Consider the following 14854-nt stretch of genomic DNA (forward strand, 5'->3'; position numbering starts at 1 on the left):
ACGGTCCGTCGCACGGCCGACGGCGGCGGTGCGGAGGGCATCCTGGGAGATGTGCACCCGTCGACCTGGGGCCGGGCGCTGCTCCTGGTCCGGAAGGAGAATCTGATCGAGACGCGTCCGCATCCGCACACGTCTGGCCGGGATCGCGCATGGCGGCCCGGGTCGGGTGTGGCGTGCGATGGCGCCGCATCGCTGTGCTCCGGGTCCCCGTGAACGACGCTGACTGGTTCACGCTCGTGCTGTCGCTCGTGCTGTCTGCCTGGGCATTCGAGTTCATCGTGAGCGGCGCTGTCCGAGGGGTGACGAACATCCCCAGCGACGAGTCGTTTCGACGGCTGTCGCGCGGTGCGTGGTGGCTCGCCCCGCTGTTCCTGAGTGCTGCGGGCGCGTGCGCTGCCTCCGCCTCTCTCGGGCGCCCCGTGGTCGCGATCACGCTTGCGGCGGCTGCGGTCGCCGAGGCAGCGCTGTGCTGGCGTTGGCGACCGTCTCAGGCGGATCGGTTCTGGACTCCGGTGTGGATGGCGAGACTGCGATCTGCTGTGCGCATCCAGATCAGGGACTCGGCCGCGTGGAGGCGGAACTCGCTCGGTCTCGTCATCGGCTCGATCGTCATCGCGCTCTGCGCGATCGTCCTTCGCGGTTGAACCGACGTCTCGTCGACGATCACCCCGCCGAGCTGCGCCCTCACCGCCGCGGCACCCGCCTCGGGCCGATGCCGAGGGCCACGTCACCGGCGAGCGCGGGGATGACGCGCCCGGAGGGGCGGCGGCGCTCGCCCTGTTCGGCGGGCCCACCTGCGGAGGGGCACCCCGACCCCGGTCGGGCATCCGGCCGCCGTCATGCGCTAGCGTCCACGGGTCTTCGTTGCACGGGAGCCCGCACCAGCGGGCTGAGAGGACGGCTCGGGGCCGTCGACCGTCGAACCTGTCCGGGTCATGCCGGCGTAGGGAGCACCATGCCTCAGCCACGTCCTGCCGTGTCCGCACCCGCCGAGGCGGTCGCCGTACCCGATCCGGCGCGCGCCGCCGTGCGGGGCGGGGTCCTCGGCAACTACGTCGACCAGTTCGACATCTTCCTGCCGGTGATCGCGCTGGCGCCGGTGACCGCGACGCTCTACGGCCCGGGCGATGCGGTCGCGCACGCGGGCCTCGTGCTGGTGGCCACGCTGCTGGCCCGACCGGTGGGTGCGGCGGTGCTCGGGTCGTGGGCCGACCGGGCGGGGCGGACCGTGGTCGCGCGCACCAGCCTGGCCGGGCTCGCGGTCGCGACGCTGCTGGTGGCGCTCGTGCCCGCGGCGCTGCTGGGTCCGACGGCCACGCTCGCGGTGATCGTCGCGCTGCGCGTCGTCTGCGGGTTCTTCGTCGGCGGCGGGTACACCGCGGGGGTCCCGCTGGCGATCGAGTGGACCGCGCCGCCGCGGCGGGGCCTGGTCAGCGGCGCGATCATGGCGATGTCGCCCGCCGCCAACGCGACCATCGCCGTGCTCGTGCTCGGGCTGCTCACGGTGCTCGGCGAGGACGGGTACGCCGCCTGGGGGTGGCGGGTGCCGTTCGTCGTCGGCGCGGGGCTGGCCCTCGTCGCGCTCGCCCACTACTCCCGGCACGTGCGGGACGCACCCGCCGCCGGGCCCGCGCGGGCCGATGCCGACGAGGCGCCCGGGACCGTCGCCCGGGGGCCGCTCGCGGAGGTGCTCGTCGGCGCCCAGCGGCACCGGCTGCGCCGCCTGTTCGTCATGATGACCGGCCTGTGGCTGTTCACCGCCATGGCCGTCGCGGTGCTCACCGCCCAGCTCGGCGTCGTCCGCGAGCTCGCCCCCGTGCACGTGACCGCCGTGATGCTCGCCGGCACCGCCGCGTCCGCCGTCACGATGCTCGCCTGCGGGCACCTGTCCACGCGCGTCGGGCGGCGCCGGTTCTTCCTCGGGTTCGGGGCCGCGTCCGCGGTGCTCGCTCCCGCCGCGTACCTCGCCGCCCTCGGCCCGGCGACGGGGGCCGGGCTCGTGCTCGCGGTCGTCGCGCTGCAGGTCGTCACCGTGTCCGTGTACGGGCCGGTCGGCGCCTGGCTGGTCGAGCAGTTCCCGCCCGGCGTGCGCTCCAGCGGGTACGGCACGGCGTACAGCCTGTCGATCGTGCTGCCGTCGCTCTACCCGTTCTACCTGCCGCCCCTGCAGGACGCGGCCGGCCCTGTGGTCCCCGTGGCGGCGCTCCTCGCGCTCGCGGGCGTCCTCGTGCTGGTCGGCGCCGCGCTCGCCCCGCCCGTGGTCGAGCGGGCCTGACCTCGCCGAGCCGGTGCGGGGTGGCGGCTGTCGCCCACCCGTCGCCGACTCGTCTGCCAATTTATTGGCAGATCTGCTCACTTTCTGGCAGATGAGAGGGGGGCGGATGGATCTGAACGACCCGATCACGACGGTCGTACCGACGCTCGAAGGGCGAGTGCTCCAGGTGCTGGCCAGGACCGACCTTCCGTTGAGCGGGTCTCGGGTGGCGTCACTCATACCGTCCGCTTCCAACGCCGGGGTCCGAGTCGCGCTAGGACGTCTGGTCGACGGCGGCATCGTGATGACGGAAGCCGCACCGCCTGCCGTTCTCTACGTCGCCAACCGACGGCACCTGCTGTGGGATGCCGTCGAGCGCCTTGTCCGGGCCACCGACGGCGCGGTCGGCGCCTTGGCGGCGAGATTGGCTGCCGTCGTTCGAGACGTGCTCGGCGAGCCAGAGGCCTCCGCCACCACCCTGGCTCTCTTCGGGTCGACGGCGCGCGGTGACAACCGTCCAGGGTCGGACATCGATCTTCTCCTCGTGCACAGCGATGCTGTCGGGGCGACGGAGCAGGCTGACCGTCTCGTCTCCTCTCTCATTGAGGAAGCGCAAGCGGCGACCGGCAACGAGACCAACGTCTATGCGGCCTCGCGAGGTCGGATCGACCGCCTCATCGAGGAACGTGACCCGATGGTGGAGTCTTGGGTGGCAGATGCTCGCCCGCTGTTCGGACCCGACGTCCTGCGTCGTCTGAGGGGAGGGTCGTGGCCCGCGTCGTGAAGATGACCGTCACCGACGTGCGTGAGCGGGCGGGCACCGCGCGCGAGCACCTGCAGGTCGCGCTCGAGCGTCTGGAGATGTGCGTGGCGAACCCTGATCGTTCCTCCGAGGCCCAGGTAGCCGTCTCGGCAGCGATCGCGGCGGCGGACGCTCTCTGCGGACATGCGCTGCGTGAGCGCGGGCCGACCAGGACCATCAGACGGCGTCAGCCATGCTCAGCAGGGTCCAGCCTGACGGATCGCGGCTCGCGGCCCGGCTGCGGCGGCTCCTGAGCGACAAGTCCGTGCTGCAGTACGGGACGTACTGCACGCGGGCGACGGCGGAGAGAGCGACCCATGACGCCCGACTCCTTGTGGACGCCCTGGACCAGCGAGGGTTGTGACGGTCACTCCGGGGCGGGCCGTCGACCGTGCTGGAGGTCAGCCCGCGACGCGCATGATGAGGGCGCCGGGGTCGACGCGGGCGCTGATCGCGGTGGCGCGGCCCACGATGTCGCCGTCGACCTGCACGTGCTCGCCGCCCGGCACGGCGATCCGCACGTTCCGCGCGCGGGCGTGGTCGATGCGGCCGATCTTGTTCGGCAGCTCGTTGCGCACGCCGACGCCCTGGAGCACGACCTCGCCGAAGAGCTGCGCCCAGCCGGCGATCCCGCCGCGGGTGTCGATGGCCGCGATGTCGAGGACGCCGTCGTCGAGCACCGCGTCGGGCAGCAGGGTGATGCCGCCCGGCAGGCGCCCGCAGTTGCCCACGAGCAGCGACCGCACGCGCACGGTCTGGGTGGGCTGGTCGTCCAGGCGCAGGCGCACCTTGAGGCGTCGCCCGTGCAGGTGCCGCACGCCGGCGACGAAGTACGCGATCCAGCCGACCTTGGCCTTGAGCTGCTCGTCGGCGTCCGCGACCATCGCGGCGTCGAAGCCGAGCCCGGCGATGACGAGGAAGATGTGGTCGCGCGGCGCGTCGGTGTCGGCGGGCAGGTCGTCCGCGGCCTCGGCGACGTCGTCGTCCATCTGCGACTCCCACCGCAGCACGCGCAGCCAGCCGACGTCGATGGGCTTGTCGACCCCGTCGATGGCGAGGTGCATCGCGGCGATGGGGTCGTTCAGGGGGATGTCGAGGTTGCGGGCGAGCAGGTTGCCCGTGCCGAGCGGCATGAGGCCCATCGGCACGCCCGTGCCGGCCAGGGCCTCGGCGACCGCGCGGACCGTGCCGTCGCCGCCGACCGCCACGACGATGTCCGCGCCGGCCTCGACGGCCTGCCGCGCCTGCCCGACGCCAGGGTCCTCGACGGTCGTCTCGAGCCACATCGGCTCGGGCAGGTACCGCTCCGACGCGGCCTTGTAGACGGCGGAGCGCAGCGCGGCCACGTCGGGCTTCGACGGGTTCGCCACGAACGCGACGAGGCGCCGTTCGCCCTCCCGCTCCGCGGGCGCCTCGGCGTCCTCGGTGCGCGCGTGGCCCGGGTGCAGGCGCGCGAGCAGCGACAGCTGCTGGCGGTACACCCACAGCCCCAGGCCGAGCGCGGCGAGCGCCAGGACGCCGGCGAGGACAGCGACCCATTCGACCCATGACATGGCGTGAACGTACCCCTGGGGCACCGTCGCCGCAGGTCGGCGCGGGACGCGGCGGCGCGCCACGCCGCGGCACGGCGTGCGCGGGCGGTGCGCCCCGGCGGAGGTCGGTAGGGTCGGGGGGTGATCGATCTGCGGCTCCTGCGGGAGGACCCCGACGTCGTGCGCGCCAGCCAGGTGGCCCGCGGCGAGTCCCCGCACCTCGTCGACGAGGTGCTCGACGCCGACGCGCGCCGGCGCTCCGCGCTGACGGAGTTCGAGTCGCTGCGGGCCGAGCAGAAGTCCCACGGCAAGCTCGTCGCCCGCGCGCAGGGCGAGGAGAAGCAGGCGCTGCTCGCGCACACCAAGGCGCTGGCCGAGCGCGTCAAGGCCCTCCAGGCCGACGCGGCCGCCGCCGAGGAGCGCGCCACCGAGCTGGCGCGCCGCATCGGCAACGTCGTCGAGGACGGCGTGCCGGCCGGCGGCGAGGACGACTACGTGGTGCTGGAGCACGTCGGCACCCCGCGCGACCTGGCCGCCGAGTACGGCCCCGACTTCGTCGTCAAGGACCACCTCGACCTCGGCGAGGGGCTGCGCGCGATCGACACCGAGCGGGGCGCGAAGGTCTCCGGCGCCCGCTTCTACTTCCTCACCGGCGTCGGCGCGCGCCTCGAGCTCGCGCTGCTCAACGCCGCGATGGACCTGGCGATGCGGCACGGGTTCTCGCCGACCATCACCCCGACGCTGGTCAAGCCCGAGGTCATGGCCGGCACCGGGTTCCTCGGCGCGCACGCCGACGAGGTGTACCGCCTGGAGGCCGACGACCTGTACCTCGTCGGCACGAGCGAGGTCGCGCTGGCCGGGTTCCACGGCGGGGAGATCCTCGACCTGGCCGACGGACCGCTGCGGTACGCGGGCTGGAGCGCGTGCTACCGGCGCGAGGCCGGCTCGTACGGCAAGGACACCCGCGGGATCATCCGGGTGCACCAGTTCCACAAGGTCGAGGCGTTCGTGTGGACGCGCCCCGAGGACGCGGCGGCCGAGCACCGGCGCATCCTCGACTTCGAGAAGGAGATGCTCGCGCTCGTCGACCTGCCGTACCGCGTGATCGACGTGGCGGCGGGCGACCTGGGCTCGAGCGCGTCCCGCAAGTTCGACTGCGAGGCGTGGCTGCCCAGCCAGCAGCGCTGGATGGAGGTCACGTCGACCTCCAACTGCACGACCTTCCAGGCCCGCCGGCTGGGCGTGCGCGAGCGCACCGAGGACGGCACCCGCACGGTCGCCACGCTCAACGGCACGCTCGCCACGACGCGCTGGATCGTCGCGATCCTCGAGAACCACCAGCAGGCCGACGGGTCGGTGCGGGTGCCCGAGGGGCTGCGCCCGTACCTCGGCGGCCTCGAGGTGCTCGAGCCGGTGGTCGGACGATGAGCCGCACCCGCCTCGTCGCGCTCGACGTCGACGGCACGCTCATGAGCCACGCGGGCGTCATCTCGCCGCAGGTCCGTGCCGCCGTCACCGCGCTCGTCGAGGCGGGCGTGCACGTGGTGCTCGCGACGGGCCGCTCGGCGCACTCGGCCACCGAGGTCGCGCGGGACCTGGGCCTGACCAGCGGGCCCGTGGTGTGCTCGAACGGCGCGGTCGTCGCCCGCCTCGACGTCGAGCACCCCGACGGCTACGTCGTCGAGCGGGCGGTGACGTTCGACCCGGGCCCGGCGCTGCGGACCATCGCGCTGGAGCTGCCCGACGCGCTGTTCGCCGTCGAGGACGTCGGCCGGGGGTTCCTCATCTCGGCGCCGTTCCCCGAGGGGGAGATCAGCGGCGAGCACACCCTCGTGCCGTTCGAGCAGCTTACGGCCGCCCCGGCCACGCGCGTGGTCATCCGGGCGCCGGGCAGCACGCCCGAGGAGTTCCACGCCCTCGTCGAGCGCGTCGGCCTGCACGAGGTCTCCTACGCCGTCGGCTGGAGCGCGTGGCTGGACCTGACCCCGGGCGGGGTGTCCAAGGCGTCCGCGCTGGAGGAGGTCCGGCGCGAGCTGGGTGTCGAGCCGTTCGAGACCCTCGCGGTCGGCGACGGCGACAACGACCTGGAGATGCTGCGCTGGGCGGCGTGCGGGGTGGCGATGGGGCACGCGAGCGAGAAGGTGCGCGCCGCGGCCGACGAGGTCACCGGCACCATCGACGACGACGGCGCGCTCGAGATCCTGCACCGCGTCCTGCGCTGACGGCCCGGCGCCGCACCGACGCGCGCCGACGCCGCCCCGTCCCGCGGCGCGCGTCCCACCGTCGCTGCTGCGGGCGATCGCGCGCGCCGTGATTCCGGACCGGTTTTCACCCTCTGACCTGACCTGACGTCATCTCGGCCGCTGTGACCGCGCACGGAAAGCGCCTTCTGCGCCCGGACGTCCAGATGTGACCAGTTCGTGACCGCAGAACGCCTGTCTGGCCTTGCAGGCGTTGCGGAAAGACAGTTGCATCGACCGTGGCGCCGCCGGTGGCAGCGCTCGCACGGCACCACCACATGGCACCACGACGACGTGGAGGACACATGAACCGCATCACCCGCAGGCGCGGGACGGCCCTGGTGGCATCCGTCGCCGGCCTGGGCCTGCTGATCACCGCATGCTCGGGTGGCGACACGCCCGGCGACGACGACACGGCGGCCGGGGGAGACACCGACTGCGCCGCCTTCGAGCAGTACGGCGACCTGTCCGGCACCACGGTCTCGGTCTACACCTCGATCGTCGCGCCCGAGGACCAGCCCCACATCGACTCCTACGTCCCGTTCGAGGAGTGCACCGGGGCGACCGTCGCCTACGAGGGGTCGAAGGAGTTCGAGGCGCAGCTGCTGGTGCGCCTCGAGGCCGGCAACCCCCCGGACATCGCGTACATCCCGCAGCCCGGCCTGCTGCAGACCATCGTCGGGGACTTCCCCGACGCGGTCGCGCCCGCCTCGGAGGGCACCGTCGCCAACGTCGACGAGTACTACGCCGAGTCCTGGAAGGGCTACGGCACGGTCGACGGCACGTTCTACGCGGCCCCGCTGGGCGCGAACGTGAAGTCGTTCGTCTGGTACTCCCCGGCGGTGTTCGAGGAGAACGGCTACGAGGTGCCGACCACCTGGGACGAGCTCATCGAGCTGTCCGACCAGATCGTGGCCGACCACGCCGCCGAGGGCAAGAAGCCCTGGTGCGCGGGCATCGGCTCCGGCGACGCGACCGGCTGGCCCGCCACCGACTGGCTGGAGGACCTGGTCCTGCGCACCGCCGGCGGCGACGTCTACGACCAGTGGGTCAACCACGAGATCCCGTTCAACGACCCGCAGATCGCCGAGGCGCTCGGTGAGGTCGGCTCGATCCTCAAGAACGACGAGTACGTGAACGGCGGGCTCGGCGACGTGTCCTCCATCGCGTCGACCACGTTCCAGGACGGCGGCCTGCCCATCCTCACCAACGGGCTGTGCTTCATGCACCGTCAGGCCTCGTTCTACGCGGCCAACTGGCCCGAGGGCACGGACGTCTCGTCCGACGGTGACGTCTTCGCCTTCTACCTGCCCGGCCCGGACGCCGAGACGCGCCCGCTGCTCGGCGGCGGCGAGTTCGTCGCGGCGTTCGACGACCGTCCCGAGGTCGCCGCGTTCCAGGCGTACCTGACCAGCCCGGAGTGGAGCAACGCCAAGGCGATCGCCACCCCGAGCGGCGGCTGGGTGTCCGCCAACAGCGGCCTCGACCCGGCCAACCTCACGTCCGAGATCGACCAGCTCTCCGCCGAGCTGCTGGCCGACACCGAGCAGGAGTTCCGGTTCGACGCCTCCGACCTCATGCCCGCCGCCGTCGGCGCCGGTGCGTTCTGGACGGAGATGACGGCCTGGATCGCGAACGACAAGTCCGACGACGCCGTCCTCGACTCCATCGAGGCCGCGTGGCCGTGAGCGCGCCCGTGACGGCCTGACCCGCCGCCACGACGCAGGGGGCCCGTCCGGTTGCCGGGCGGGCCCCCGCGCGTACTCTCGGAGCACGTCGCGACCGAGGTGACCTGCACGTTCGGACCCGCACTGTCAGCCCCTCGCCGGCACCGTCGCCGGCGCACCACCACCGGAGGGTGCCGTGGAACGGCTCGCCATCCTGCCCGACTTCCTGCTCACCGCCCGGACGCCGGGCGAGAAGTTCTTCCTCATGCTCGTGGCGATCGCGCTGTTCGTGGTCGTCATGGGCCTGGTCCTGCTCCTCGTCGAGCGCGCCAAGCGTCTGCCGTCCTGGGCGGTGGCCGCGGCGTTCCTGCTGCCGACCGTCGCGATGATCCTGTTCGGACTCGTGTGGCCCGCGATCGACACGATCCGCGCCTCGTTCTACGACCGCAACGGGCAGAACTTCGTCGGCGCCGACAACTACGTCCAGGCGTTCACCCAGAACGAGTTCCAGATCGTGCTGCGCAACACGGCCGTGTGGGTCGTGGTCGTGCCGATCGTGGCCACGTTCATCGGGCTCGTGTACGCCGTGCTCGTCGACCGCACCCGGTTCGAGAAGTTCGCCAAGACGCTCGTCTTCCTGCCGATGGCCATCTCCATGGTGGGCGCGTCGATCATCTGGCGGTTCGTGTACGAGTACCGGCCGGTGCTGGAGAACGTCCCCGCGGAGTTCCAGCCCGCGCAGATCGGCCTGATGAACCAGCTGCTCGTGTGGCTGGGCCTCGAGCCGCAGCAGTTCCTGCTCAGCCCGCCGCTGAACTCGTTCTTCCTCATCGTCGTCATGATCTGGATCCAGGCCGGGTTCGCGATGACCGTGCTGTCGGCCGCCATCAAGGCGATCCCCGACGACATCGTCGAGGCCGCCCGGCTCGACGGGCTCGGCGGCCTGCGGATGTTCCGGTTCATCACCGTGCCGAGCATCCGGCCCGCGCTCGTGGTGGTCGTCACGACCATCGCGATGGGCACGCTCAAGGTCTTCGACATCGTCCGCACCATGACCGGCGGCAACTTCGAGACGTCCGTGGTCGCCAACGAGTTCTACCGGCAGAGCTTCGTGCAGCGGAACACGGGCATGGGGGCCGCGCTGGCGGTCATCCTCTTCGTGCTCGTCATCCCGATCGTCGCGTACAACGTGCGCCAGCTGCGCCGGGCGGAGGAGATCCGATGAGCGCCGTCAGCACCGAGCCGACCGTCGAGACGGGTGGGAAGCGCCGGATCAGCCGCCTCGAGCGCCGCGCGATCGCCGCCCAGGGCAAGATCAGCTCGCCCTGGGCGTCCTTCGCCGCCATCGTCATCGCCGTCCTGTGGACGATCCCGACCTTCGGGCTGCTCATCACCTCGTTCCGCCCCGAGGCCGACATCGTCGGGTCCGGGTGGTGGACGTGGTTCGCCGACCCGAACGTCACGCTCGACAACTACGACACCGTGCTCAACGGCTCGTCGACGGCGTTCTCGACGTACTTCGTCAACAGCATCGTCATCACGCTGCCCGCCGTGGTCATCCCGATCTCGATCGCCCTGCTCGCGGCCTACGCCTTCGCGTGGATCCCGTTCCGGGGCCGGGGCCTGCTGTTCATCGCCGTGTTCACGCTGCAGATCGTGCCGATCCAGGTCACGCTCATCCCGCTGCTGCGCACCTACGTCAGCCTCGGCATCGACGGCACGTTCTGGACCGTGTGGCTCTCGCACTCGATCTTCGCGCTGCCGCTGGCGATCTTCCTGCTGCACAACTTCATGAAGGACATCCCGGCCTCGCTCGTGGAGGCCGCACGGGTGGACGGCGCCGGGCACGTCCGGATCTTCTTCTCCGTGATGTTCCCGCTCCTGGTGCCGGCGATCGCGTCGTTCGGGATCTTCCAGTTCCTGTGGGTGTGGAACGACCTGCTCGTCGGCCTGACCTTCGGCAACAGCCAGAACGTGGCGCCGCTGACGGTCCGCGTCGCCGAGCTCGCCGGCACCCGCGGCACGGAGTGGCACCTGCTCAGCTCCGGCGCGTTCATCGCCCTCGTCGTGCCGCTCGTCGTGTTCCTCGCCCTCCAGCGCTACTTCGTGCGCGGGCTGCTCGCGGGGTCCGTCAAGGGCTGAGCCCATGCGCCCGCCCGGCTCGGAGCCCCGGGCGGGCGGCGCACCGCCGGGGGTGGGGTCGAGGGGGCCCCACCCCCGGCGGTGCGTCCGGGCCCGTGCCGGCGGTGCGCGGCCCGGGCGGGGCAGCCCCTAGCCTGGGCCGGTGCCCGCCCCCCTGCTGTTCGTCCTGTCCGGGCTGACGCAGTACGTGGGTGCCGCCCTGGCGGTCGGCCTGTTCGCGGTCCTGCCCGCCGCCACCGTCGCGTGGCTGCGGATCGCGGTGTCCGCGCTCGTCCTCGTCGCGTGGCTGCGCCCCTGGCGGGTGCCCGCGCTGCGCGACCGCCGCCACCTCGCCGTCACCGCCGGGTTCGGCGTCGTGCTCGCGACCATGAACGTGGCGTTCTACGTCGCGATCGAGCACCTGCCCCTCGGCACCGCCGTCGCGCTGGAGTTCGCCGGGCCCGTGGCCGTCGCCGCCGTGACCGGCCGGGGCTGGCGCGACCGCGTCGCCATCGCCGTCGCGGCCGTCGGCGTGGTGCTGCTCGCCGGCGTCAGCCTCGACACGGGCCCCGGCGCCGTGACCGGGCTGGTCGCGATCGGCGTCTCGGCGCTGTGCTGGGCCGGGTACATCCTGCTGGGCCGCCGGGTCGCGCGGTCCGGCGCCCCCGGCGCCAGCGGGCTGGCGGTCGCGATGACCGTGGGCGCGCTCGTGTTCGCGCCGTTCCTCGCCGGCACCGCCGCACCGGTCCTGCAGGACGCCCGGCTCGCGCTGCTCGTCGTCGCGATCGCCGTGTGCTCGTCCGTCGTGCCGTACGCGCTGGAGCAGGTGGTGCTGCGCCGGGTCAGCGCGGCCACCTTCGCGGTGCTGCTCGCGCTGCTGCCCGCCACCGCCGCGGTGGTCGGCGCGCTCACGCTGCAGCAGTGGCCGCACGGGATCGAGGTCGTCGGCCTGGTGCTCGTCTCGGGCGCGATCGCCCTGGCCGCGGGCACCTCGGCGGGCGCGGCCGCGGGGACGGACGACGGGCCCGACGGTGCGCCCGACGTGCTCCCCCCGCCCGGTACGCCCTGACCGCCGCCGAGGCGGGCGTCGGAGCGGGGCGGCTACAGGTACTGGCCGGTCGACGGCCGCAGGTCGTCCGGGGCCTCGCCCTGGTGCCGCCCCGGCATGCCCGGCACGCCGTGCCCGTCGGGCAGGTGGCCGGGCGGCAGCGCGCGCCGCATCTGCGTCAGCTGCGCCTGCGCGGCCATCTGCTGCGCCACCAGCGCCGTCTGGATCCCGTGGAACAGCCCCTCGAGCCAGCCCACGAGCTGCGCCTGCGCGACCCGCAGCTCCGCGTCCGACGGACTCGCGTCCTGGGAGAACGGCAGCGCGATGCGGTGCAGCTCGGCGACGAGCTCGGGGGACAGGCCGTCCTCCAGCTCGTGCAGCGACCGAGCGTGGATCTCCGCCAGCCGCACGCGCGCGGCGTCGTCCAGCGGTGCGCTGCGCACCTCCTCCAGCAGCTGCTTGATCATCGTGCCGATCCGCATCACCTTGGCGGGCTGCTCGACCATCGAGGCGACGTCCTCGTCCCGCGCGGCGGGCTCCTGCGTCGCGGCGTCCGGGGCGGGGACCACCACCACGCCGGGCTCGTGGGCGCCGGGCCCGGGGTCGTGCGTCGTGCCGGGGTGCCGGTCATCCGGCTGAGCGGTCTCGTCCACGCGGGCATTGTGCCCCGGGCGCCGCGCCGCCGCAGGGCCGCACGGGTGCACGACCGGCCGCGGCGCCCGCAGGTCCCGCCCCGGCCGCCGCCGCGGGACTAGGGTGGCGCCATGGCGTGGCTGAGCACACCGGCGCACCTTCGTTGGCTCGAGGCCGAGTCCGACCGGCTGTGGGAGTTCGGCCGCGCGTCGCGGCTCCCCGGCGGCGGGTTCGCGCGGCTCTCCGAGACGGGGCAGCCCGAGGACGGGCCCGTCGAGCTGTGGATCACGTGCCGCATGACGCACGTGTACGCGCTCGCCCACCTCGCCGGCCGGCCCGGGTCCGCGGCCCTCGTCGACCACGGCGTCGCGGCGCTCGCCGGGCTGTTCCGCGACGCCGAGCACGGCGGCTGGTACGCCGAGGTCGAGCGCGACGGCACCCCGCGCGACACCGACAAGGCCGCCTACCCGCACGCGTTCGTCGTGCTGGCCTCGTCGAGCGCCGCCGCCGCTGGCCGCCCCGGTGCGCGCGAGCTGCTCGACGCCGCCCTGGCCGTGCAGGAGCTGCGGTTCTGGGACGACGACGCGGGCATGGTCGTCGAGCAGTGGGACCGCACGTTCACCACGCTCGACCCCTACCGCGGCGTCAACGCCAACATGCACACGGTCGAGGCGTACCTCGCGGCGGCCGACGTCACGGGCGACCGCCGGTGGCTCGACCGGGCCGTGCGGATCCTCACCCGCGTGGTGCACGGCTTCGCCGCCGGCAACTCCTGGCGCCTGCCCGAGCACTTCGACGCCACGTGGACCGCGGACCTGGAGTACAACGCCGACGTCCCCGCGCATCCCTTCCGCCCCTACGGCGCGACGATCGGCCACTGGTTCGAGTGGGCGCGCCTGACCCTGCACGCCCGCGCGGCGCTCGCCGCCCGCGGCGACGAGCCGCCCGCCTGGATGCTCGACGACGCGGTCGGCCTGTTCGACGCCGGGGTCCGCGAGGGGTGGGACGTCGACGGCGCCCCCGGGTTCGTCTACACGGTGGACTGGCAGGGCCGGCCCGTGGTGCGCGAGCGCATGCACTGGGTCGCCGCCGAGGCCGTCGCCGCCGCGGCCACGCTGCACGCCGCGACGGGCGAGGCCCGGTTCGACGACCTCTACACCGACTGGTGGGAGTACGTCGGCGAGCACCTGCTCGACCGTGACGGCGGCTCGTGGTGGCACGAGCTCGGCACCGACAACACGGTGTCGCGCACGGTCTGGGCCGGCAAAGCCGACCTCTACCACGCCGTGCAGGCCACGCTCGTGCCGCGCCTGCCGCTGACGCCCGTGATCGCCCCGGCGCTCGCCGCAGGTCTGCTGGGCTGAGCCCGCGCCCGGCGGGGCCTCGCGCCGTACGAGGCTGCCAGGTCGGCGGGACGTCAGGTCGTCAGCAGGAGCTTGCCGAGCACGCCGCCGCCCTCCAGCAGGCGGTGCGCGTCGGCGGCCCGCTCCAGCGGCAGGCGCTCGTGCACGACCGGGCGCACCCGCCCGTCGAGCACCGCGGGCCACGCCTGCTCGCGCACCTCGGCCATGATCGCGGCCTTCTGCGCGGCCGGCCGGTCGCGCAGCGTCGTCGCGAGCACCGACCCCCGCCGGGACATCAGCGCGGGCAGGTCCAGCTCGCCTCGGCGGCCCTGCTGCAGCCCGATGACGACCAGCCGCCCGCCCTCGGCGAGCATCCGCACGTTCTCGCCCAGCGCACCGGCACCCAGGACGTCGAGCACCACGTCCACGCCCCGCCCGTCCGTCGCGGCGAGCACGTCCTCGCGCACCCGTCCGGCGCGGTGGTCGACCACGACGTCGGCGCCGAGCGCCCGGACGGCGGCGCACCGCTGCGGGCCGCCCGCCGTCGCCAGCACCCGCACGCCCAGCGTCCGGGCCAGCTGCACGGCGACCGTGCCCACGCCCCCGGACCCGCCGTGCACCAGCAGGGTCTCGCCCGGGGCCAGGCGGGCCGCACGGGCGTTGGACCAGAAGGTGGCGAGCGCCTCCGGGAGGGCGGCCGCGTCCACCAGCGGCAGGTCGGCGTCCGGCGGCAGCCGCAGCGCGAGCGCCGCCGGCACGGCCACGCGGGTCGCGTACCCGCCGCCGGCCAGCAGCACGGCGGCCCGGTCGCCCACGCGCCAGCCGTCGTCGACGTCGTCGCCCACCTCGACGACGACGCCCGACGCCTCCAGGCCCGGCCACACCGGCGCACCGGGGGGAGGGGGGTAGTGTCCTGCGCGTTGCAGCAGGTCCGCGCGGTTCACACCGGCGGCGGCGACGTCCAGCAGGAGGTCGCCGCGGCCGACGACCGGGTCGGGCACGTCCGCGACGCGCAGCTGCTCGGGGCCTCCGGGGCTGGTCACGACGACGGCACGCACCCGCACGACGCTAGTCGCCGCGCGGGGGTCCGTCGCGCGCACCTGCGAAGACGCAGGCGCAGAACTGGACGAGAAGGACAGTTCGTCCCGTATCGGATCGGGTGACGTCCGTGGCAAACTCTGCCGCGGGCTAATGGTCCGCCGTCCAGGAACCGA

14 protein-coding genes and 1 riboswitch are annotated in these 14854 nt (G+C 73.7%); of the genes, 11 read left to right on the top strand and 3 right to left on the bottom strand.

Annotation, left to right across the window (positions count from 1 at the left end):
* The first annotated feature begins 209 nt into the window (after nucleotides 1-209).
* The 4 genes from BKA21_RS12530 to BKA21_RS12545 all read left to right on the top strand — a co-directional run bounded on the left by BKA21_RS12530 (nucleotide 210) and on the right by BKA21_RS12545 (nucleotide 3310).
* Nucleotides 210-644 carry a hypothetical protein gene (locus tag BKA21_RS12530; RefSeq protein WP_140459428.1) on the top strand — a complete coding sequence of 145 codons (435 nt, stop codon included), beginning with the start codon at nucleotides 210-212 and terminating at the stop codon, nucleotides 642-644.
* A 214-nt stretch (nucleotides 645-858) separates the two neighbouring features.
* A riboswitch (TPP riboswitch) is annotated at nucleotides 859-967 on the top strand.
* Nucleotides 956-2275 carry an MFS transporter gene (locus BKA21_RS12535; protein ID WP_140459429.1) on the top strand — a complete coding sequence of 440 codons (1320 nt, stop codon included), beginning with the start codon at nucleotides 956-958 and terminating at the stop codon, nucleotides 2273-2275. (Overlaps the previous riboswitch by 12 nt.)
* A gap of 106 nt (nucleotides 2276-2381) precedes the next feature.
* Complete coding sequence (locus tag BKA21_RS12540; protein ID WP_170209033.1) at nucleotides 2382-3038, top strand: nucleotidyltransferase domain-containing protein; 657 nt, start codon at nucleotides 2382-2384, stop codon at nucleotides 3036-3038.
* Complete coding sequence (locus tag BKA21_RS12545) at nucleotides 3023-3310, top strand: hypothetical protein (RefSeq protein ID WP_140459431.1); 288 nt, start codon at nucleotides 3023-3025, stop codon at nucleotides 3308-3310. Before BKA21_RS12540 ends, BKA21_RS12545 begins: the two co-directional genes overlap by 16 nt.
* 147 nt (nucleotides 3311-3457) lie before the next feature.
* On the opposite strand, the gene BKA21_RS12550 is transcribed toward BKA21_RS12545, so the two are convergent.
* Nucleotides 3458-4609 (bottom strand): diacylglycerol/lipid kinase family protein, encoded by a 1152-nt coding sequence (locus tag BKA21_RS12550; RefSeq protein ID WP_140459432.1) that lies wholly within the window; start codon nucleotides 4607-4609, stop codon nucleotides 3458-3460.
* Nucleotides 4610-4729: 120 nt separating this feature from the next.
* Here BKA21_RS12550 and serS point away from each other — a divergent pair, with 120 nt between their 5' ends.
* The 6 genes from serS to BKA21_RS12580 all read left to right on the top strand — a co-directional run bounded on the left by serS (nucleotide 4730) and on the right by BKA21_RS12580 (nucleotide 11685).
* A complete protein-coding gene (gene serS, locus BKA21_RS12555; protein ID WP_140459433.1) occupies nucleotides 4730-6016 on the top strand; it encodes a serine--tRNA ligase in 1287 nt (428 codons plus the stop codon).
* Complete coding sequence (locus BKA21_RS12560) at nucleotides 6013-6810, top strand: HAD family hydrolase (RefSeq protein ID WP_140459434.1); 798 nt, start codon at nucleotides 6013-6015, stop codon at nucleotides 6808-6810. The genes serS and BKA21_RS12560 overlap by 4 nt, the downstream gene beginning before the upstream one ends.
* A 323-nt stretch (nucleotides 6811-7133) precedes the next feature.
* Nucleotides 7134-8516 (top strand): ABC transporter substrate-binding protein, encoded by a 1383-nt coding sequence (locus tag BKA21_RS12565; RefSeq protein WP_140459435.1) that lies wholly within the window; start codon nucleotides 7134-7136, stop codon nucleotides 8514-8516.
* Nucleotides 8517-8760: 244 nt separating this feature from the next.
* The gene (locus BKA21_RS12570; RefSeq protein ID WP_140459685.1) at nucleotides 8761-9720 is read left to right on the top strand and encodes a carbohydrate ABC transporter permease; all 960 of its coding nucleotides are present in this window, start codon (nucleotides 8761-8763) and stop codon (nucleotides 9718-9720) included.
* Nucleotides 9717-10637, top strand: coding sequence for a carbohydrate ABC transporter permease (locus tag BKA21_RS12575; RefSeq protein ID WP_140459436.1), 921 nt, complete (start codon nucleotides 9717-9719; stop codon nucleotides 10635-10637). The genes BKA21_RS12570 and BKA21_RS12575 overlap by 4 nt, the downstream gene beginning before the upstream one ends.
* Before the next feature lie 142 nt (nucleotides 10638-10779).
* A complete protein-coding gene (locus BKA21_RS12580) occupies nucleotides 10780-11685 on the top strand; it encodes an EamA family transporter (RefSeq protein ID WP_140459437.1) in 906 nt (301 codons plus the stop codon).
* Nucleotides 11686-11717: 32 nt separating this feature from the next.
* Here BKA21_RS12580 and BKA21_RS12585 read toward each other — a convergent pair whose 3' ends face one another.
* On the bottom strand, nucleotides 11718-12317 hold the full coding sequence (locus BKA21_RS12585) for a bacterial proteasome activator family protein (protein WP_140459438.1): 600 nt from the start codon (nucleotides 12315-12317) through the stop codon (nucleotides 11718-11720).
* A gap of 111 nt (nucleotides 12318-12428) precedes the next feature.
* Here BKA21_RS12585 and BKA21_RS12590 point away from each other — a divergent pair, with 111 nt between their 5' ends.
* Nucleotides 12429-13661, top strand: a complete 1233-nt coding sequence (locus BKA21_RS12590) for an AGE family epimerase/isomerase (protein WP_140459439.1) — start codon at nucleotides 12429-12431, stop codon at nucleotides 13659-13661.
* A 53-nt stretch (nucleotides 13662-13714) separates the two neighbouring features.
* Here the strand turns inward: BKA21_RS12590 and BKA21_RS12595 are convergent, their stop codons facing one another.
* Nucleotides 13715-14698: an NAD(P)H-quinone oxidoreductase gene (locus tag BKA21_RS12595; RefSeq protein WP_140459440.1), complete on the bottom strand. Its 984-nt coding sequence runs from the start codon at nucleotides 14696-14698 to the stop codon at nucleotides 13715-13717.
* Nucleotides 14699-14854: the final 156 nt, after the last annotated feature.

Source organism: Cellulomonas oligotrophica, from assembly GCF_013409875.1.
In the GTDB taxonomy this organism is placed as follows: Bacteria; Actinomycetota; Actinomycetes; order Actinomycetales; family Cellulomonadaceae; genus Cellulomonas; species Cellulomonas oligotrophica.

Coding starts and splice junctions, on each gene's coding strand:
- BKA21_RS12535 (WP_140459429.1), top strand. CDS start 956: ATGCCTCAGCCACGTCCTGCCGTGTCCGCACCCGCCGAGGCGGTCGCC.
- BKA21_RS12540 (WP_170209033.1), top strand. CDS start 2,382: ATGGATCTGAACGACCCGATCACGACGGTCGTACCGACGCTCGAAGGG.
- BKA21_RS12550 (WP_140459432.1), bottom strand. CDS start 4,609: ATGTCATGGGTCGAATGGGTCGCTGTCCTCGCCGGCGTCCTGGCGCTC.
- BKA21_RS12560 (WP_140459434.1), top strand. CDS start 6,013: ATGAGCCGCACCCGCCTCGTCGCGCTCGACGTCGACGGCACGCTCATG.
- BKA21_RS12565 (WP_140459435.1), top strand. CDS start 7,134: ATGAACCGCATCACCCGCAGGCGCGGGACGGCCCTGGTGGCATCCGTC.
- BKA21_RS12570 (WP_140459685.1), top strand. CDS start 8,761: ATGCTCGTGGCGATCGCGCTGTTCGTGGTCGTCATGGGCCTGGTCCTG.
- BKA21_RS12575 (WP_140459436.1), top strand. CDS start 9,717: ATGAGCGCCGTCAGCACCGAGCCGACCGTCGAGACGGGTGGGAAGCGC.
- BKA21_RS12590 (WP_140459439.1), top strand. CDS start 12,429: ATGGCGTGGCTGAGCACACCGGCGCACCTTCGTTGGCTCGAGGCCGAG.